The sequence below is a fragment of the Kitasatospora sp. NPDC048545 genome, from assembly GCF_040651155.1.
Classification (GTDB): Bacteria; Actinomycetota; Actinomycetes; order Streptomycetales; family Streptomycetaceae; genus Kitasatospora.
Window position 1 is genome coordinate 77447 of the sequence record NZ_JBEZIQ010000040.1, and the last position, 18677, is coordinate 96123.

The window sequence follows — 18677 nt, forward strand, 5'->3', positions numbered from 1 at the left end:
TCAGTCCCTCCCCAGGGTGGCGACCAGGATCGCCTTGATGGTGTGCATGCGGTTCTCGGCCTGGTCGAACACCAGCGAGGCCGGCGACTCGAAGACCTCGTCGGTGACTTCGAGCCCCTCCAGTCCGTGCCGGGCGGCGAGTTCGGCGCCGAGGTCGGTGCGGGTGTCGTGCAGGGCCGGCAGGCAGTGCAGGAAGGCCGTGTCCGGGTTGCCGGTGGCGGCGAGGATCTTGGCGTTGACCTGGTACGGCAGCAGCTGCGCGATCCGGTCGGGCCAGTGGTCGTGGTCCTCGCCCATCGACACCCACACGTCGGTGTAGAGGTAGTCGGCGCCGCGCACGGCCTCGGTCACGTCCTCGGTGACGGTCAGCCGGGCCCCGGTGTCCGGCGCAAGCGCCCGGCACGCGGCGACGCGCTCCGGCTCGGGCCACAGTGCGCGCGGCGCGGCGATCCGGACGTCCATGCCGAGCAGGCTTCCCATCGCCATCAGCGAGTTGGCGGTGTTGTTGCGGGCGTCGCCGAGGTAGCAGAAGGAGATCTCCTCCAGCGGCCGGCCGCTGTGCTCGCGCATCGTGAAGACGTCGCACAGGCTCTGGGTGGGGTGGCAGGCGTCGGTGAGACCGTTGTAGACCGGCACTCCGGCGCGGCGGGCGAGTTCGGTGACGGTCCCCTGGTCGAAGCCGCGGTACTGGATGGCGTCGTACATCCGGCCGAGGACGCGGGCGGTGTCGGCGACACTCTCCTTGTGGCCGATGTGGGAGCTGTCCGGGCCGAGGAAGGTGGTGGTGGCGCCCTGGTCGGCGGCGGCAACCTCGAAGGCGCAGCGGGTGCGGGTGGAGTTCTTCTCGAAGATCAGGGCGAGGCGGCGGCCGGTGAGCCGGGGCGTCTCGGTGCCGGCCCGCTTCGCGGCCTTCAGCTCGGCGGCGAGGTCGAGCAGGTGGTGGATCTCGGCGGCGGTGAAGTCGAGCTCGTTCAGGTAGTGGCGGCCGTGCAGGTCCATGGTCATGGCGGCTTCTCCTTGTGGGGGCGGTCAGTTGGCGGGGTCGCGCTGGATGGGGCAGCTCATGCAGCGCGGGCCGCCGCGGCCCCGGCCGAGCTCGGATCCGGCGATGGTGACGATCTCGATGCCCTGCTTGCGCAGGTGGGTGTTGGTGGTGGTGTTGCGCTCGTAGCCGACGACGACGCCGGGTTCGAGGGCGAGGAAGTTGCTGCCGTCGTCCCACTGTTCGCGCTCGGCGGCGCGCATGTCCTGCGCAGCGGAGAGGAAGCGCACCTTGTCCAGGCCGAGGGCCTCGGCGAGTGAGGCGGCGAGGTCGGTGTCGGGGCGGACGTCGAAGCCGGCCGGGCGCTCGGGGGCCGGCGTCAGGGTCCAGGAGCGCAGCCGGTCGGCGAGGCCCGGGTACACGGCGAAGGCGTCCCGGTCGATCATCGTCAGGACGGTGTCCAGGTGCATGAACGCCCGGCTCTCCGGCAGCCGGACGGCGATCAACCGGTGCGCGGTGCCGGTCAGGAACAGCTGCTGGGCCAGCTGTTCCACGGCCTGCGCGGTGGTGCGCTCACCCATCCCGACCATCACGACGCCCTCGGCGAGGACGTGGACGTCGCCGCCTTCCAGGGTGGTGCCCGGGGTCTGGACGGTGCCGTCCAGCAGCGGGGGCGCCGTCTCGGCGAACAGCGGGTGGAAGCGGTAGATCGCCGCGGTGTGCAGGGTCTCCCGGCGACGGGCCGGGCGAGCCATCGGATTGAGGCTGTAACGCCCGCCGATCCAGGCGGAGTTGTCGCGCGGGAAGAGGTGGTTGGGAAGCGGCGGCAGGGCGAAGTCCTGCTCCCCCAGCGCGCTCCAGACCAGGCTGTGCGGGCTCTTCAGCGGCAGGTCGTCCTTGAGGACGCCGCCGATCAGGTACTCGGCGAGGGTCGGGCCGTCGAGGTCCTCGCACAGTGCCCGGACCGGGTCGACCAGGGCGGGCCCGACGGTGGCCTCGGTGACGATCTGTCCGAGCAGCCAGGCCCGGGCCGGTGGCAGGGCGAGGGTCTCGCCGAGCAGGTCGGCGTAGTGGTGGACGCGGACTCCGTGGTCGCGCAGCACCTGGGCGAAGGCGTCGTGCTCCTCGCGGGCCCGCTTGGCCCACAGGATGTCGTCGAACAGCAGATCGTCGACGTTGCGGGGGGTGAGCCGGGCGAGTTCGAGGCCGGGGCGGTGCAGGATGACCTGGCGCAGGCGGCCGGCTTCGGAATCGACACGCAGGGTGCTCATCGATGGTGCTCCTTGTTCTCAGTGCTGGTGCCGCGGGCGCAGCGCGCGGAGGATGATCGTCGGCAGGCCGACGGAGTGGGCCGTGCGGGCAGGGTGGGCCACCGGTGCGGGGGCGGACGTGTCGGCCGGCGGCCGCGCGGGGTCGGCCGTGCCGGGGCCGGAGGGCGCTGCCGGGGCCGTGGCGTTCCCGCTGGGCTCCCGCTTGAGCCAGATGTAGACCGGGACGCCGAGCAGGATGGTGAACAGGCCGTAGTAGACGGTCTGGTAGCCGCTGCCCTGGATCGACCAGTAGGAGAACACCAGGGCGAGGACGGTCACGGTGACGCCCCGGGCCAGCCGTCGCCGGTCGAGTTCGGCGCGGCCGCGCTGCACCAGCCAGAGCAGCTGGGCGGCCGCGGACACCAGGTAGGGGATGACGGCGGTCAGCACGCTCAGCAGCACGATCTCGGTGAAGACCTTGGTGAACTGCGTGTAGCTGACCACGGTGAGCAGCGACGCGAGCAGGGTGGCCGACACGATGCCGAAGACGGGCACCCGGCCGTGTCCCCGGACCTTGGCGAAGGCGGACGGGAACAGTCCGTCCCGGGCCGCCGCGAGCGGCATCTCGGCGCAGATCAGCGTCCAGCCGTTGAGTGCCCCGAGGCCGGAGACGATCGCGGCTGCGGCGACCAGGTTCCCGGCCCAGGTGCCGCCGGCGATGGTGTTGAAGGCGTCGGTGAACGGTGCGGTGGAGCCGACGAGTCGGCCGTGCGGGACGGTGCCGAAGACGGCCAGGGTGCCGAGCAGGTAGATCACGGCGCAGGCCAGCGTGCCGTAGACGGTCGCCCGGGGCACGTTGCGCTTCGGGTCCCGGACCCGGCCGGCGGCGACCGAGGCGGTCTCCAGGCCGATGTAGCTGAAGAGAGCGATGGCGCCCGCCGCCGAGATCGCGCCGATGGCCGACCCCCCGCTCGCGTTGAACGCCCCGAAGTTGCCGGACTTGACGAACAGCAGTCCGGCGGTCGCCATGAAACCCAACGGCAGGAACTTGAGAACGGTGGTGACCACCTGGAACGCGCCGATGTTCCGCACGCCCGTCAGGTTGACGGCCGCGGGCAGCCAGAGCCCGGCCAGCGCGATCGTGATCGACGCCCAGGTGTGGTGGCCCTTGTTCACGAACACCTCGACGTAGCCGACCCAGGCCACCGCGATGGCCGCGTTGCCCGCCCAGGCGGTGATCCAGTAGGACCAGGCGGTCAAGAATCCGGCGAACTCGCCGAAGGCCTCCCGGGCGTAGACGTACGGACCGCCGCTGCCCGGTACCCGCTCGGACAGCCGCCCGAACACCACCGCCAGTGCGAGGGCGCCGACGGTCACGGCGACGAACGCCACCAGGGCGATCGGCCCGTAGGGAGCGAGCGCGGACGGCAGGGCGAACACCCCGGTCCCGATGATGCTGCCGACGACCAGCGCGGTCGCGGCGGGCAGCCCGAAACGTGTGTCGGTTCTCCGTTGCCCCCGGGCCGCGGCGGCCGGCGGATCCGGGTGGTCGGGTGCGGACATGAGGGTGCTCCTCGGTCAGAGTGGAAGTCCGGGGCGGGGGTCCTGCCCACCGCTCGCCGAGGAAGATCCTCGGTCCGCCGGGCGGCTCCGTCCCAGGGGCCGACGGTCCCTGTCCCCCGTGCCCGTGGTCCCGGTCCGCCCGCCCGGTGGTCCCGGCCCGGACCGGGACCAGCGGGGCCCGGCCCCGACCCGCCGCGGTCGACACCAGGAGGTACCGCACCCAGGCGCACGGCCCGCCGCTCTCGCGACCGGGACCACCGGCCCAGCGGCCGGTCCCTTCGGTCCCTTCTCCCGCCCGGTGCCCGGACGGGAGATTCGACGGCATGCCGGGCGCCAGGCGTCCGGGCCGATGCCGTGATCCCACGAGGGGGAAACCACCATGACGCGCTGTGTCCTGACCGGAATCGACGGATCGCCGCAGAGCGAGGCCGCGGCCCTGTGGGCGGCCGCGGAGGCCCGCCGCCGGGGCTGCACGCTCCGGCTGCTGCACGCCTGGCCGTGGCTCGACGCCGGGAACGAGGACGTCGCACGGCCCGGTGACCTGCGGCCGAGGGCCTTGGACGCGCTTCGCGGGATCGGCGACCGGATCCGGCACGACCACCCGGATCTGCCGGTGGAGGCCGCGGTGGCCTCGGACGATCCGGTCGACGGGCTGATCGCCGCGGCGAAGGGGCAGGAGCTGCTGGTCCTCGGGTCCCGCGGGCTCGGCGGGTTCGCCGGCCTCCTGGTCGGTTCGGTGGGGCTCGCGGTGGCAGCGGGCGCGACCGTCCCGACGGTGCTGGTCCGATTCGGACAGGCACCCGCCGAGCGGCCCGCGGCCGTCGAGGCGACCCGGGAGGTGCTGGTCGGTCTCGACGGCCGTGAACCCGGCGACGCCGTCGTCGAGTTCGCCGCCGCCGAGGCGGAGCTGCGCGGCTGCCGGCTGCGCGTCGTGCACGGGTGGGACCTGGTGCCCACCTGGGCCTACGGGGGTCTGGTGCCGCCCCTGGTGGACCCGGTGGAGCAGGAGGCCACCGAAGCGGCCCTGGTCTCCCCGGTCCTCGCCGACCTGAGGGCGAAGCACCCCGGTGTCGACACCGTCGAGGACATCCGCCTCGGCGGCGGAGCCCGGGCCCTGCTGGAGGCCTCCACCCGTGCCGAGCTCGTCGTCGTCGGCCGGCGGGAAACCCGTCACCACCTGGGGCCACGCCTCGGCCCGGTGGCCCACGCCGTTCTGCACCACTGCGCCGCCCCGGTCGTCGTGGTCCCCCACCCGTGAGCCGTGCGCACCCCTCACCATCGCCCACCTGAGCAGCGACAAGGAGCACCACCGTGTCCAGCACCCACCGCCCCGCCCGGCCCGACAGCCCGCCCGCACCTCCGTGCGGCCATCTGCGCCGGGCTCTCGGCCGGGAGCGCAACCCGCTCGGCCGCGCTCTCGACCGGGCCCGGAGCCGGGCGGTGGTGCTCACCGCCCTCGGGATCGCGCTCGCGGCACTCCTCGTCGCCGGGGCCGCCGTCAGCCATGTCACCGCCGGCCAGCGGCAGGCCGCGGCCACGGCCGCCCGCCTGCACCGCGTCGAAGCCTCGGTGCAGGGCTCCGTCCGGAAGGCGGAGGCCACCGTCGTCGGAGGGAAGACCGTCTACCGCGCCGACGCGGCCTGGACCTACCCCGGCGACCAGCGCAACACCGGCAGCATCGACGTCCCGCGGACCGCCGGGCCCGGCGCCACCGTCGCGATCCGGGTCGACCGGAACGGCCGCCCGGCCGCCGCACCCCGGAGCACCGCAGACCTCGTGTTCGACGCCGTGTGCCTGGGCCTGCTCCTCTTCGGCCTGCTCAGCGTTCTCGCCTCCGCCGGGCTCTGCGTACGGCTGAGCGCCCTCGACCGTCGGGCCGACCGGGCGTGGACTCGGTCCTGGGCCCGGTTGGAGCCCGTGTGGAGCGGCCGTGCCTCGCGCGGCCACCACCACGGCTGACCGGACCGGACACCACGGCTCCCCCAACCGGTTCCGCCCCCGAAAGGAAGACCGTGCCAGACCAACCCGGTACCACCGGTGACATCGCGCGAGCGGTCGTCGCCGCGTGCGCCGCGGATGCTGCTGCGTGTCGGCCACGGGCCGGCCGGCTTCCCCACGCCGCGGCGTCTGCCGGTTCCGCCGGTCACCCCGCGGAGCGCCCTGACCCCCTCGGTGCCCGAGGAGACCGCCGTGTGACGCACCGAGTCCCGCGCTCCTCGCTTCGCCCGCTCGCCCGCTCGCCCGCCCTCGCCCCGTCTCGGGAGTCCCGGACGAAACAGGGCCGGACGGCCCTGTCGAAACCGCCCCCGGTCACGCCAGACTTCGCGTAGGTTTCACACAGCCTGCCACCGGGGCGGGCCAACGGGGTTGGAGCGGTGATGACGGAGAGTCCGGCGGCTGGGACGAACGGCTCGGTGAAGGTGTTCCTGCTGGACGACCACGAGGTGGTCCGCCGTGGCGTGCACGACCTGCTGGATGCCGAGCCGGACCTCCAGGTGATCGGCGAGGCCGCCACGGTCGAGCAGGCCCTCACCCGGGTCCCCGCGCTCCGCCCCGACGTCGCCGTCCTCGACATGCGGCTGCCGGACGGCGACGGCGTGACGGTCTGCCGCGAACTGCGCTCCCGCATGCCCGAACTGGCCTGTCTGATCCTCACCTCGTTCGACGACGAGGAGGCCCTCCTGGACGCCATCATGGCCGGGGCCGCCGGCTACGTCCTCAAGCAGATCAGCGGAACCGACCTGGTCTCCGCCGTGCGCACGGTCGCCTCCGGCCAGTCGATGCTCGACCCCGGCGCCGCCACCCGACTGATGGCCCGCCTGCGTGGCGACGCCGTCACCGAGCAGCGCTCCGACCTGCCCCAGCTCACCGAACGGGAGCGGGAGGTCCTCGCCCTGGTCGGCGAGGGGCTCACCAACCGCCAGATCGGTCAGCGGCTCTATCTCGCCGAGAAGACCGTCAAGAACCACATCTCCCGTCTGCTGGCCAAACTCGGCGTGGAACGGCGCGTCCAGGCCGCCCTGATCGCCACCCAGACCCTGGCCCCCCACGGGCAGCCGACCGGCCGGCCCGGCCGCTGAACCGGCCGCCCCGGGAGACCCCGACCAGGTCCGGTCGGCATCCTCGCCGGGGACCAACGGCCCCTCCCCCAGCGCCCGATGCGGCGACACCATCGATGCCATGACACCTGACACCACGCCGCTGGACGGGCGAGAGTGCCGACGGCTCCTCGCCGGCCTCTCGGTCGGCCGGGTCGTCTACACCGTCGGCGCCCTGCCCGCCGTCCGTCCCGCCCGCTACCGGCTCGGGGCCGACGGAAGCGTACTGCTGAGCACCGCCGCCGAGTCCGAGCTGGTCCGGGCGGTCTCCGGCGCACTGGTGGCCTTCGAGGCCGGAGAACTCGACGCGGCGGACGGCGCCGGCTGGAGCGTGACGGTCCTCGGCCGCGCCGACGTCACGCCCGACCGGACGCCGACCGGGCCGGCCGAGACGGTCACCGTCCGCATCCTTCCGGAACTGGTGAGCGGCCGCCTGTTCGCTCCGAACCACGTGGTCCGACGCTGACCCGAGCGCCGCCTCCGGCATCCGGCCGGCACGACGGACGCGGTGTGCGAGGCCGGGTCAGTGTCCCAGGGGCGCCGACCAAAACAACCTGGTGCCGCCGGCCTCCGGAGAGACCAGCTCGAAGGCGCCCCCCAGGGTCTCGGCCCGCTCCGCGAGATTGCGCAGCCCGCTGCGCCGCCCCTGTTCCGGGATGCCCACCCCGTCGTCCTGCACCGTGAGCACCACCCGCGACCCGGTCGCCTGCAGTACCACCTCGACCCGCCCGGCCCGCGCGTGCCGGGCCGCGTTGCTCAGCGCCTCTCCCAGGACCGCCACCACGTGGTCGGCCACCTCCGCGGGCACGTCCGTGTCGAGCAGGCCCTCCATGCTCAGCCTGGGCGGGAACCCGAGCGCCGCCTGCGCCTCCTCGGCCACCCGCACCACGCGCGACCGCAGGCCGTGGCCGCCCTTCTCCTCCCGCGCCCTCAGACCGAAGATCGTCGACCTGATGATCTTGATGGTCTCGTCCAGGTCCCCCACCGCGCGCAGCACCCGGTCGGAGGCGCCGGGATGGTCGATGACCCGGGCCGCGCTCTGCAGCGTCATCCCCGTCGCGAACAGTCGCTGGATGGCCAGGTCGTGCAGGTCTCGCGCGATCCGGTCACGGTCCTCCAGCATCGCCAACTGCTCGACGTCGCGGCGGCGTTCCGCCAGCTCCAGGGCCAGCGCGGCCTGGTCGGCGAAGCCCAGCAGCGGGCCGATCTCCCGGTCGGTGAACTCGGGCCGGCCGACCTCCCTGGCCAGCAGCAGCACACCGTCGATCTGTCCCTCCGCCCGGCCCAGTGGGACCGCGACCGCCGGTCCGAGCCCGGCGAACCGGCGCGGCTCGGCGGACAGCCGAGGATCACCGGCCAGATCCGCGGTGGTCACCGACACCCCGGAGGCGCAGGCCGTCCCCGACAGCGACCCTTCCAGAGGAACCACCAGGCCCGCCCGGCCGTCCACGTCCCCGCCCAGCGCCAGCTCCACGCGGACCGTGTCGGTACCGGCCACCGGCACGGAGACGTCGGCCAGCTCGGCGCCGGTGATCTCCCTCGCCCGCTGCGCGATCAGCCCGATCACCTCGGACCGGGATCCGCCGGACAGCAGGGCGCGGGTGATCTCGGCGCTCGCGCTCAGCCAGCGCTGCTGGCGCTGGGCCTCCTCGTACAGCCGGGCGTTGTCGATCGCCACCCCTGCGGCCACGGCCAGGGTGGAGATCACCGCCTCGTCCTCGGCGTCGAACTCCTCGCCGCCCCGTTTGTCGGTCAGGTAGAGGTTGCCGAAGACCTCCTCGCGCACGCGCACCGGCACGCCCAGGAAGGTCCGCATCACCGGGTGGTGCGCCGGGCAGCCCACCGACGACGGATGCGAGGAGAGATCGGCCAGTTGCAGCGGCGCCGGACGGTGGATCAGTTCCCCCAGCAAGCCCCGGCCGGTCGGGTAGGGGCCGATCCGGGCGATCTCCTCCTCCGACAGGCCCACCGTGAGGAACTGCGACAGCGTCTCCCCGTCCGGCCCGATCACGCCGAGCGCCGCGTACCGCGCGTCGACCAGGACGGCGGCGGCCTCCACGATCCGCCGCAGCACCTGTGTCAGGTCCAGCTCCCGGCCGACCGACAGCACCGCCTCCAGCAGGCTGTGCACCCGGTCCCGGGTGCCCCGGGCCGCGTCGATCCGCGACTGGAGCTCCTCCAACAGCTCGTCCAGCCGCAGTTGCGGCATCCGTGACCGCATCGTCTCGCCGCTCAAGGGCCCCTCCTCATCGCCGAAGTCGCGGCCGATTCTCGCAGAGGCCGCCGGATCCCGGGACCTTCGGCACCGAGGTGGGGCTGCTCGACCCCTGTGGCCGGCCACCGGCACAACGGGATTCTGGTCGTCGAACGGGACCGCGCCTACGGGTGTCGCGGTCCTCCACCGACCGGGGAGGTCAGAACGATGTCGCACAGCGTGGTGGTGGGGATCGACGGCTCGGCAGAAAGCGCGGCGGCGGCCGAGTGGGCCGCCCGGGAGGCCCGCCGGAACGGGCTCGCGCTGCGGATGGTCCTCGTCGCCGGCGGCGAGGTGGACGCGCTCGACCGCGACCTCGGCGGCGGCAGTGCGCTGCCGGGCCCGGTGGCCGCGATCCGGGACCGGATCGCGGCCGAACTGCCCGGCCTGACGGTCTCCTGCGAGACCATCCCCGGGAACCCGGCCTACGCGCTGGCCGCCACCGCCCGGCGGGCCGCGGTTCTGGTACTGGGCTCGCGCGGACTGGGCGGATTCGCCGACCTCCTGGTCGGTTCGGTCGGGTTGCGCGCCGCCGCCCACGCGCACTGCCCGGTGGTGCTGGTCCGCGCCGGATCGGACGCAGGAACCGGGACCGCCGGACCGGCTGCGGAGCCCGGACCCGTCGTCGTGGGCGTCGAGGGCGACCGGCCGTGCGACGCGGTGCTCGCCTTCGCGTTCCGGCACGCGGCCGGCACCGGCGCCGCCCTGAAGGTGATGGAGAGCCGGGACACCTTCCGAGGCCCGTACACGACGGCGGCGCCGGTGGAGCAGCGGGAGATCGGGGAGTCCCTGGCCGTCGCCGAACAGGTGCGGTTGCAGGACGCCCTGACGCGCTGGCAGGACACGTTCCCCAAGGTCCGCACCGAGGTCGAGGTGTGCGCCTGGAGCGCGAGCAGGATGCTCGTGGAGGCGTCCCGCACCGCCTCGCTGGTCGTCCTCGGCCGGCGCGCTCCCAGGCATCCGGTGGTCGGACCGCGGCTGGGGCCGGTGGCCCAGTCGGTGCTCCACCACGCCCACGGCCCGGTCGCCGTCGTACCGCACGACTGAACCGTCCGCCGGGCCCCGGCCTCGGGACCAACCGCGCGCCGGGCCCGGGACCTTCGGCCGCAAGCGGGTCCCATTGGTCGGATCCCCCGGGCGCGCCGCGCGAGGAACCCTTGAGGAGAAGGCGCACGGCACCCGCCCGGCGCCCCGAGCTCGGACGAGATCCGGAGAGAGTGGTCCACCATGGCACGTCGCCCGCAACACGAGTCGAAGGCGGCTCCCCCCGCGAGCAACAGCCTTCCCAGCCTCACGCCCCAGCCGCCCACCGCCGTCGACGCACTGGTCGCCTCCGCCCTGGAGGCCCTGCAGGAGTACGCCTCGTTCACCCAGGAACAGGTCGATCACATCGTCAGGAAGGCCTCGCTGGCAGCGCTGGCCGAGCACACCGGGCTCGCCGTGCTGGCCGTGGAGGAGACCGGGCGCGGGGTCTTCGAGGACAAGGCGGTGAAGAACGTCTTCGCGTGCGAGAACGTCACCCACGTGATGGCCCGGACCAGGACGGTCGGGGTGGTGCGCCGCGACGAGATCGACGGCATCGTGGAGATCGCCGAGCCGGTCGGGGTGGTCGCCGGCGTCACCCCGGTGACCAATCCGACCTCCACCACGATCTTCAAGTGCCTGCTCGCGCTCAAGACCCGCAACCCGATCGTGTTCGCCTTCCACCCGTCGGCCCAGCGCTGCTCGGCCGAGGCGGCCCGGATCGTACGGGACGCGGCGGTCGCGGCCGGCGCCCCGGAGCACTGCATCCAGTGGATCGCGGAACCGTCGATGGATGCCACCCACGCCCTGATGAACCATCCGGACGTCGCCACCGTCCTGGCCACCGGCGGCAACGCGATGGTGCGGGCGGCGTACTCCTGCGGCAAGCCGGCGCTGGGCGTCGGCGCGGGCAACGTCCCCGCGTACGTGGAGAGGAGCGCGGACCTGAAGCGGGCGGTGAACGACATCGTGCTGTCGAAGTCCTTCGACAACGGCATGATCTGCGCCTCCGAGCAGGCCGTCGTCCTGGACGCGGAGATCCGGGAGGCGGCACTCGCCGAGTTCCGGACGCTCAAGGCGCACCACGCGAGCGCCGACGAGAAGGTGCTGCTGGAGCGGTACCTGTTCGGGGCCGGGGAGGGGACGGCGTGCGCCGGCGACCGGTTGAACGCCGAGGTGGTGGGCCGCTCGGCGACGCAGGTCGCGCAGGCGGCGGGCTTCGAGGTGCCGGCCGACACCTCGGTGATCCTCGTCGACTGCGAGCGGGTCGGGCCCTCGGAGCCGCTGACCCGGGAGAAGCTCTGCCCGGTCCTGGCCGTACTCACCGCCCGCTCCCGCGCGGAGGGCGTCGAACTGGCCGCCGCGATGGTGGAGTTCGACGGTCTCGGGCACTCGGCGGCGGTGCACACCGAGGACGCGGCGTTCGTCGAGGAGTTCGGGCACGCGGTGAAGGCCTGCCGGATCATCTGGAACGCGCCCAGCTCGCAGGGCGGCATCGGCGACGTCTACAACGCCTTCACGCCCTCGCTGACCCTGGGCTGCGGCAGCTACGGGCACAACTCGGTGTCCGGGAACGTCTCGGCGCTGAACCTCGTCAACATCAAGCGGATCGGGCGGCGCAACACCAACATGCAGTGGTTCAAGGTTCCGCCGAAGATCTTCTTCGAGCGCAACTCGGTCAAGTACCTGGCGAGTATGCCCCGTGCGCACCGCATCGTCGTCGTGACCGACCGGACCATGGTGGACATCGGCCATCTGGAGCGGATCCGGGGCGTGCTCGACCGCCGCCACGACCCGGTCGAGGTGAGGGTGGTCGACGACGTCGAGCCCAATCCGAGCATCGACACCGTACGCAAGGGCGCCGCCCTGATGCGCGAGTTCGAGCCGGACACCATCGTCGCACTGGGCGGCGGCTCGCCGATGGACGCGGCCAAGGTGATGTGGCTGATGTACGAGCACCCGGAGGTCGAGTTCGCGGACCTGAAGGAGAAGTTCTTCGACATCCGCAAGCGCGCCTTCACCTTCCCCGACCTCGGTGAGAAGGCGAAGCTGGTGTGCATCCCGACCACCTCGGGCACCGGGAGCGAGGTCACGCCCTTCGCGGTGATCACCGACACCGCCACCGGCCAGAAGTACCCGCTCGCGGACTACGCGCTCACCCCGAGCGTGGCCATCGTGGACCCGGCGCTGACCACCGGCCTGCCGAAGCACGTGACCGCGGACACCGGCTTCGACGCGCTCACCCACTGCATCGAGACCTACGTGTCCGTCTACGCCAACGACTTCACCGACGGACTCGCGCTCCAGGGCATCCGGCTGATCTTCGACAACCTGGAGCGCGCGGTGCTGAACGGGCCGGCCGACCCCGTCGCCCGCGAGCGGATGCACAACGCCGGCACGATCGCCGGAATGGCCTTCGGCTCCGCCTTCCTCGGCGCCGTCCACGCCATGGCCCACACCCTCGGTGCGACCTTCCACGTCGCCCACGGCCGCACCAACGCCCTGCTGCTGCCGCACGTGATCCGCTGGAACGGCTCCGCCCCGGCCAAGGTCACCGGCTGGCCCAAGTACGGGAGCTACACCGCCCCCGAGCGCTACCAGGCGATCGCCCGGATGCTCGGCCTGCCGGCCGACACCCCCGAACAGGGCGTCGAGTCCCTCGCCGCGGCGGTCGAGGACCTGCGGGACCGGGCCGGCATCCCGCGCTCCTTCAAGGCGGCCGGAGTCGACGAGGCCGCCTTCCTGGCGGCCCTCCCCCAGCAGGCCATGAACGCCTACGAGGACCAGTGCGCCCCCGCCAACCCCCGGATGCCGATGCTCGCCGACATGCAGCAGCTGATGCGCCGGGCCTACTACGGCGACCAGGCCTGAGAGGACACGGAGATGACCGCCTCGCAGCACGAGCGGACCGCCATCGCCTGGAACGGCTTCCGGAACGGACCATGGCGGGACACCGTCGACGTCCGCGACTTCATCCAGCACAACTACACCCCGTACGAGGGCGACGCCGCCTTCCTGGCCGGCCCGACCGAGCGGACCACCGAGGTGTGGCGGCAGATCACCGCCCTCTTCCCCGAGGAGCGCGCCAGAGGCGTGTACGACGTCGCGTACGACATCCCGGCCGGCATCACCGCGCACGCACCCGGATACATCGACCGGGAGAGGGAGCTGATCGTCGGCCTGCAGACCGACGCCCCGCTGAAGCGGGCGATCATGCCGTACGGCGGCTGGCGCATGGTGGCGGGCGCGCTGCGGACCTACGGCTACCCGGTCGATCCGGAGCTGGAGAAGGTCTTCACCCGGTACCGCAGGACCCACAACGACGGCGTGTTCGACGCCTACACGCCCGAGATCCTCGCGGCCCGCAAGGCCGGCGTCATCACCGGCCTTCCGGACGCCTACGGGCGCGGCCGGATCATCGGCGACTACCGCCGGGTCCCCCTCTACGGCGTGGACCGGCTGGTCGCGGCCAAGCGAGCCGAGAAGGCCGGGCTGGACGCCGCACCCACCGATCCGGCGCGGCTGGAGGAGACCATCCGGCAGCGCGAGGAACTCGCCGAACAGGTACGGGCCCTGGAGGAGCTCAAGGAGATGGCCTCGGCCTACGGGCAGGACATCTCGGGCCCGGCCGCCACCGCCCGTGAGGCGGTCCAGTGGCTCTACTTCGCCTACCTGGCCGCGGTCAAGGAGCAGAACGGCGCGGCCATGTCGCTCGGCCGCACCTCGACCTTCCTCGATGTCTACCTCCAGCGCGACCTCGCGGCCGGGCTCCTCGACGAACAGCAGGCCCAGGAACTGGTGGACGACTTCGTCATCAAGCTGCGGATCGTCCGCTTCCTGCGCACCCCCGAGTACGACGAGTTGTTCTCCGGGGACCCGACCTGGGTCACCGAGTCCATCGGCGGCATGGGCACCGACGGCCGCACCCTCGTCACCCGCACCTCCTTCCGCTACCTGCAGACCCTCTACAACCTGGGCCCGGCCCCCGAACCGAACATGACGGTCCTCTGGTCCCCTCAGCTCCCGCGGGGTTTCAAGGAGTTCTGCGCCCGGGTGTCCATCGACACCTCCTCGGTCCAGTACGAGTCCGACGAGCTGACGCGTCCCCGCTTCGGCGACGACACCGCCATCGCCTGCTGCGTCTCCGCGATGGAGGTCGGAAAGCAGATGCAGTTCTTCGGCGCCCGGGTCAACCTCGCCAAGACCCTGCTCTACGCGATCAACGGCGGCCGGGACGAGCGGTCCGGCCTCCAGGTCGGCCCGGCCACAGCCCCCGTCGGCGGGGACGTCCTCGACTACGACGAGGTGACGGCCCGCTTCGACGAGCAGTTGGACTGGCTCGCCGGGACGTACGTCCACGCACTCGACGTCATCCACTACATGCACGACAAGTACGCCTACGAGCGGCTCGAAATGGCCCTGCACGACCGGGACGTCCGGCGCACCATGGCCTGCGGGATCGCCGGCCTCGCGGTCGCCGCCGACTCGCTGTCGGCCATCAAGTACGCCGAGGTCACCCCGGTGCGGGACGAGACCGGCCTGGTCACCGACTACCTGGTCGACGGCGACTACCCGGCGTACGGCAACAACGACGACCGGGCGGACGCGATCGCGGTCCGGCTGGTCGAGGAGTTCATGGCGAAGGTGCGCAAGCACCCCGCCTATCGGGGCGCCGAGCACACCCAGTCCGTCCTGACCATCACCTCCAACGTGGTCTACGGCAAGAAGACCGGCAACACCCCGGACGGACGGCGAGCGGGCGAGCCGTTCTCACCCGGTGCCAACCCGATGAACGGGCGCGACGTCCACGGCTACGTGGCCGCGGCGCTGTCGGTCGCGAAGCTCCCGTACGAGCACGCCGAGGACGGCATCTCACTCACCAACACCGTCACCCCGGACGCGCTCGGCCGCACCCCCGAGGAACGGGTGCGCAACCTGGTCGGGGTGCTGGACGGCTACACCAGCTGCCACGGCTTCCACATGAACGTCAACGTCCTCGACCGGGACACCCTCCTCGACGCCATGGACCACCCGGAGAAGTACCCCCAGCTGACCATCCGGGTCAGCGGCTACGCGGTCAACTTCGTCCGCCTCACCCGCGAACAGCAGCTCGACGTGATCGGCCGTACCTTCCACGACGCCCTGTAGCAGCGCCCACCCGCACGCGGTGCCGACGCCCTCCCCGACCACCGGCGCCGGCACCGCGCCGCCCCGCAGAAGGAGCACACCTCCATGGCCGCCGCCCCGCAACCGGTCACCGGCATGCTGCACTCCTGGGACCTGTCCACCGGAGTGGACGGCCCCGGCACCCGCTTCGTCACCTTCCTGGCCGGCTGCCCGCTGCGCTGCCTGTACTGTCACAACCCCGACACCCGCTCCATGCGCCACGGCCGCCCCCGCTCGGCCGAGGAGATCGTGCGCGAGGCCGCCAAGTACACCGACTTCATCCGTGCCTCCGGCGGCGGCGCCACCGTCAGCGGCGGCGAGCCGCTCCTCCAACCCGCCCTCACCGGCGAGCTGCTGCACCGGTTCAGGCACGAACTCGGACTGCACACCGCGTTGGACACCTCAGGCTTCCTCGGCGCCCGCGCCGACGGCGCCCTGCTCGCCGACACCGACCTCGTCCTGCTCGACATCAAGTCCTGGGACCGCGCCCTCTACCGGCACCTGACGGGACAGCGGCTCGGCCCCACGCTCGACTTCGCCCGCCGCCTGGCCGACCTGGGCAAGGAGGTCTGGCTGCGGTTCGTCCTCGTGCCGAACCTGACCGACCCCACCTCGAACATCGGGGGCATCGCCACCTTCGCCGCCTCACTCGGCAACGTCACCCGGGTCGACGTCCTGCCCTTCCACAGACTCGGCGCCGCCAAGTGGCGCGCCCTCGGGCTCGACTTCCCCCTCGCCGACACCCCGGTGCCCTCGCCGGAGCAGATCACGGAGGCCCGGGCGATCTTCACCGCACAGGGCCTGCACACCGTCTGAAACCCGGATGGGCACCCCGGCAGGTCCCGGATCGCGGTCGGACCTGTGCACGCCCTTCCAGGCTCGGGGCCATGCACAACACGGCGGCAGTACGGGTCCTGGTGGTCGAGGACGACGCGGGGATCGCCCGGCTGCCGGTCAGGGGCCTGCAGCGGGCCGGGTACGCGGCGCAGACCGTGGAAACGGGCCGGGCGGCCCTCGCCGTCACGCCGCAGCCGGACGTGGTCCTGCTCGACCTGGGCCTGCCCGATCCGGACGGGGTCGAGGTGTGCCGCCGAGTAGTCGAGGTGTAGGTGTGCCGGCCGCGGAGCGTCACGGTTCGGGTCCTCGACGGCTCACAGCCAGTCGTTGCGGCGGAACGCCCGGAAGATGAACACGCAGACGACGACGGTGAAAGCCACCGCCACCGGGTAGCCGAACCTCCAGTGCAGCTCCGGCATGTAGTCGAAGTTCATGCCGTAGACACCCGCCACCATGGTGGGCACTGCCGCCAGCGCCGCCCAGGCGCTGATCCGGCGCATGTCCGTGTTCTGCTGCATGGACAACCTGGCCATGCTCGCGTCCAGGATGCTGGACACCAGTTCGTCCAGGGCCAGGATCCGCTCCTTCGCCTGTGTGTGGTGGTCCGCCGCGTCCCGCAGGTAGGCGGCCATCTCGGCCGGCACCTGCGGCAGCGGCCCCTCCGACAACCGCTGCAGCGGGAGCGTCAGCGGCGAGACCGCCCGCTTGAACTCCAGCAGCTCGCGCTTGAGCTGGTATATCCGCGCGGAGTCGTCGGTCCGCTCGGCCGAGAACACCGCGGCCTCCAGCTCCTCCACGTCCCGCTCGAAGGAGTCCGCCGCCTCCAGGTAGCCGTCCACCACGTGGTCCGCCACCGCGTGCAGCACCGCCCCTGGCCCCAGCGCCAGCAGCTCCGGTGTGGCCTCCAGGTCGCGGCGCACCCCGGCCAACGCCTTGGCACTGCCGTGCCGCACCACGATCGCGAACCCCGGGCCCGCGAACACCATGATCTCCCCGGTGTCCACGATCTCACTCGTCGCCGTCACCTTCTCGTGCTCGACGTAGGTGATCGTCTTCAGCACCAGGAACAGCGTGTCCCCGTACCGCTCCAGCTTCGGCCGCTGGTGCGCGCGAACCGCGTCCTCCTCCGCCAGCGGGTGCAACCCGAACGCCGCCGCTATCTCGGCGAACTGCTCCGCGGTCGGCTCGAACAAACCGATCCACACGAACCGGCCGTCCTTCGCACCGATCCGCTCCAGCACGTCCGACGGATCGACCGGCCCCGGCAGCCGCCGACCGTCCTCGTACAGCGCGCAGTCCACCACCGCTCGCGAGACCATCACCCACCACCCTCCGGAACCCACCGTCGACGACCCGCCAACCTACCGGGTGCCGCACGGCGAGACGCACGCGCGTCTCGACGGGCGTGATCGTCGGCGTCATCGCGGTGGACGTGTACGTCAGCACGGTCCTCGCGGTCTGCCTGGGGATCCTGTATCCCGTGCTGGTGATCGGCGGGCTCGTGCGGCTCCACGATGCCGACAGCAATCCCAGGTTCGAGAAGGAACTGGGCGGTTGGGAATTTCTGATCGCCCTCGTCGGGCTCATCGCCTACCTGGCGGGGGTCGACGCCTGGGACAATCTGGTGCTGAGTTCGGGCCGGAACGTGACCGCCAAGGTGGTCGACGTGAAGGTCGAACGGTCGAGCCACGGTTCCAAGACCTGGACGTACACCGTCCTCTCGGCGGAGACCGGCGCTCCCCTTCCCGGCGGAGCCTTCGAGCCGGACTCCCACCGGTTCACGGTCAACGACGTGATCACCGTCCGGGTGGACCCGGCCGGGTGGGTCGCCCCCAAGCTCCGCGGCGAAGCCGACTCCCCCGCTGGGCTGCTGACCTTCGTCGGCTGCAACGTGGTGATCGACCTCCTCGTGCTCCGGTGCGCTCGCGCACCTCGTCCCCGTGCCCGCCCCGGCCGCTGAGCTTCCGGCTCGGTGCGAGGTGGCTCCGCCGCCTCCCCGGGCCGCCGACCTCATCGAGTGGCCGGGCCGGCCTTCAGGATGTGCCGAGGGCGGCTTCCTCCCGGTCGAGGTCGTGCTGGAGGCGGCGGCGGGTGGTGTCGCTGATGCGGTGCTCGTCGTAGAGGCGGTGCAGTTCGGTGCTCTGGACGGCGATGACCTCGCGGCGCAGCTGGCGGTAGGCGGCGTCGGCGGTGGTGCCGTCTGGGGCCTCCGGGGTGCGGTCGAGGCGGGCGGTGAGGGCGCGACGCACCCGGTCGAGGGCGGTGTCCGGTACGGCCTCCAGTTCGGTGAGGTGGTCGACGTGGTCGAGGGCGGCGCGGTTGAGGGTGTCGCGGGCGTCGTCCTCCTCGCGGGCGGTGTGCTCGGGTTCGAGGGCGAGGCCGGAGCGGTTGACGACGGCGGCGAGGGTCAGGCCCTGGACGACGAGGGTGAACACGACGACGGCGGTGGTGAGCACCAGGACCAGGGGCCGTCCGGTGAGCTTGGTTCCGTCGTCGGCGAGCAG

Annotated in this window: 15 protein-coding genes and 1 pseudogene; 10 read left to right on the forward strand and 6 right to left on the reverse strand. The window is 72.5% G+C overall.

What is annotated here, in order from left to right; all coding sequences use genetic code 11:
* Genes argF through AB0D10_RS31390 form a run of 3 tightly spaced genes read right to left on the reverse strand, consistent with a single transcriptional unit; the run spans window position 1 to window position 3795 of the window.
* On the reverse strand, window positions 1–1005 hold the full coding sequence (argF, locus tag AB0D10_RS31380) for an ornithine carbamoyltransferase (RefSeq protein WP_360262340.1): 1005 nt from the start codon (window positions 1003–1005) through the stop codon (window positions 1–3).
* Window positions 1006–1029: 24 nt separating this feature from the next.
* The gene (locus AB0D10_RS31385; RefSeq protein ID WP_360262341.1) at window positions 1030–2253 is read right to left on the reverse strand and encodes an arginine deiminase; all 1224 of its coding nucleotides are present in this window, start codon (window positions 2251–2253) and stop codon (window positions 1030–1032) included.
* Window positions 2254–2271: 18 nt separating this feature from the next.
* A complete protein-coding gene (locus tag AB0D10_RS31390; protein ID WP_360262342.1) occupies window positions 2272–3795 on the reverse strand; it encodes an amino acid permease in 1524 nt (507 codons plus the stop codon).
* Between the two features lie 379 nt (window positions 3796–4174).
* Between AB0D10_RS31390 and AB0D10_RS31395 the strand changes: the two genes are divergently transcribed.
* From AB0D10_RS31395 to AB0D10_RS31410, 4 genes are all read left to right on the forward strand, one after another.
* Window positions 4175–5053 (forward strand): universal stress protein, encoded by an 879-nt coding sequence (locus tag AB0D10_RS31395; RefSeq protein WP_360262343.1) that lies wholly within the window; start codon window positions 4175–4177, stop codon window positions 5051–5053.
* A 53-nt stretch (window positions 5054–5106) separates the two neighbouring features.
* The gene (locus tag AB0D10_RS31400; protein ID WP_360262344.1) at window positions 5107–5754 is read left to right on the forward strand and encodes a DUF3592 domain-containing protein; all 648 of its coding nucleotides are present in this window, start codon (window positions 5107–5109) and stop codon (window positions 5752–5754) included.
* Between the two features lie 419 nt (window positions 5755–6173).
* The gene (locus AB0D10_RS31405; protein ID WP_360262345.1) at window positions 6174–6875 is read left to right on the forward strand and encodes a response regulator transcription factor; all 702 of its coding nucleotides are present in this window, start codon (window positions 6174–6176) and stop codon (window positions 6873–6875) included.
* A gap of 100 nt (window positions 6876–6975) precedes the next feature.
* Entirely contained in the window at window positions 6976–7359 is a 384-nt protein-coding gene (locus AB0D10_RS31410) for a pyridoxamine 5'-phosphate oxidase family protein (protein ID WP_360262346.1), read from the forward strand.
* A gap of 57 nt (window positions 7360–7416) precedes the next feature.
* Here AB0D10_RS31410 and AB0D10_RS31415 read toward each other — a convergent pair whose 3' ends face one another.
* Window positions 7417–9114 (reverse strand): GAF domain-containing protein, encoded by a 1698-nt coding sequence (locus AB0D10_RS31415; protein WP_360262355.1) that lies wholly within the window; start codon window positions 9112–9114, stop codon window positions 7417–7419.
* Window positions 9115–9315: 201 nt separating this feature from the next.
* Between AB0D10_RS31415 and AB0D10_RS31420 the strand changes: the two genes are divergently transcribed.
* The 5 genes from AB0D10_RS31420 (at window position 9316) to AB0D10_RS31440 (ending at window position 16445) form a co-directional block, all read left to right on the forward strand.
* Window positions 9316–10194 (forward strand): universal stress protein, encoded by an 879-nt coding sequence (locus AB0D10_RS31420; RefSeq protein WP_360262347.1) that lies wholly within the window; start codon window positions 9316–9318, stop codon window positions 10192–10194.
* A gap of 180 nt (window positions 10195–10374) precedes the next feature.
* Window positions 10375–13041 (forward strand): bifunctional acetaldehyde-CoA/alcohol dehydrogenase, encoded by a 2667-nt coding sequence (gene adhE / locus AB0D10_RS31425; protein WP_360262348.1) that lies wholly within the window; start codon window positions 10375–10377, stop codon window positions 13039–13041.
* Window positions 13042–13053: 12 nt separating this feature from the next.
* A complete protein-coding gene (gene pflB, locus AB0D10_RS31430; RefSeq protein ID WP_360262349.1) occupies window positions 13054–15318 on the forward strand; it encodes a formate C-acetyltransferase in 2265 nt (754 codons plus the stop codon).
* Window positions 15319–15402: 84 nt separating this feature from the next.
* Window positions 15403–16152: a pyruvate formate-lyase-activating protein gene (gene pflA, locus AB0D10_RS31435; RefSeq protein ID WP_360262350.1), complete on the forward strand. Its 750-nt coding sequence runs from the start codon at window positions 15403–15405 to the stop codon at window positions 16150–16152.
* 71 nt (window positions 16153–16223) lie between these two features.
* On the forward strand, window positions 16224–16445 hold the full coding sequence (locus AB0D10_RS31440; protein WP_360262351.1) for a response regulator: 222 nt from the start codon (window positions 16224–16226) through the stop codon (window positions 16443–16445).
* A 42-nt stretch (window positions 16446–16487) separates the two neighbouring features.
* Here AB0D10_RS31440 and AB0D10_RS31445 read toward each other — a convergent pair whose 3' ends face one another.
* Entirely contained in the window at window positions 16488–17492 is a 1005-nt protein-coding gene (locus AB0D10_RS31445; RefSeq protein ID WP_360262352.1) for a magnesium and cobalt transport protein CorA, read from the reverse strand.
* Window positions 17493–17578: 86 nt separating this feature from the next.
* Here AB0D10_RS31445 and AB0D10_RS31450 point away from each other — a divergent pair, with 86 nt between their 5' ends.
* On the forward strand, window positions 17579–18133 hold the full coding sequence (locus AB0D10_RS31450; protein WP_360262353.1) for a hypothetical protein: 555 nt from the start codon (window positions 17579–17581) through the stop codon (window positions 18131–18133).
* Window positions 18134–18206: 73 nt separating this feature from the next.
* Here AB0D10_RS31450 and AB0D10_RS31455 read toward each other — a convergent pair.
* A pseudogene (locus AB0D10_RS31455) lies at window positions 18207–18677 on the reverse strand (Na+/H+ antiporter); the annotation flags it as partial.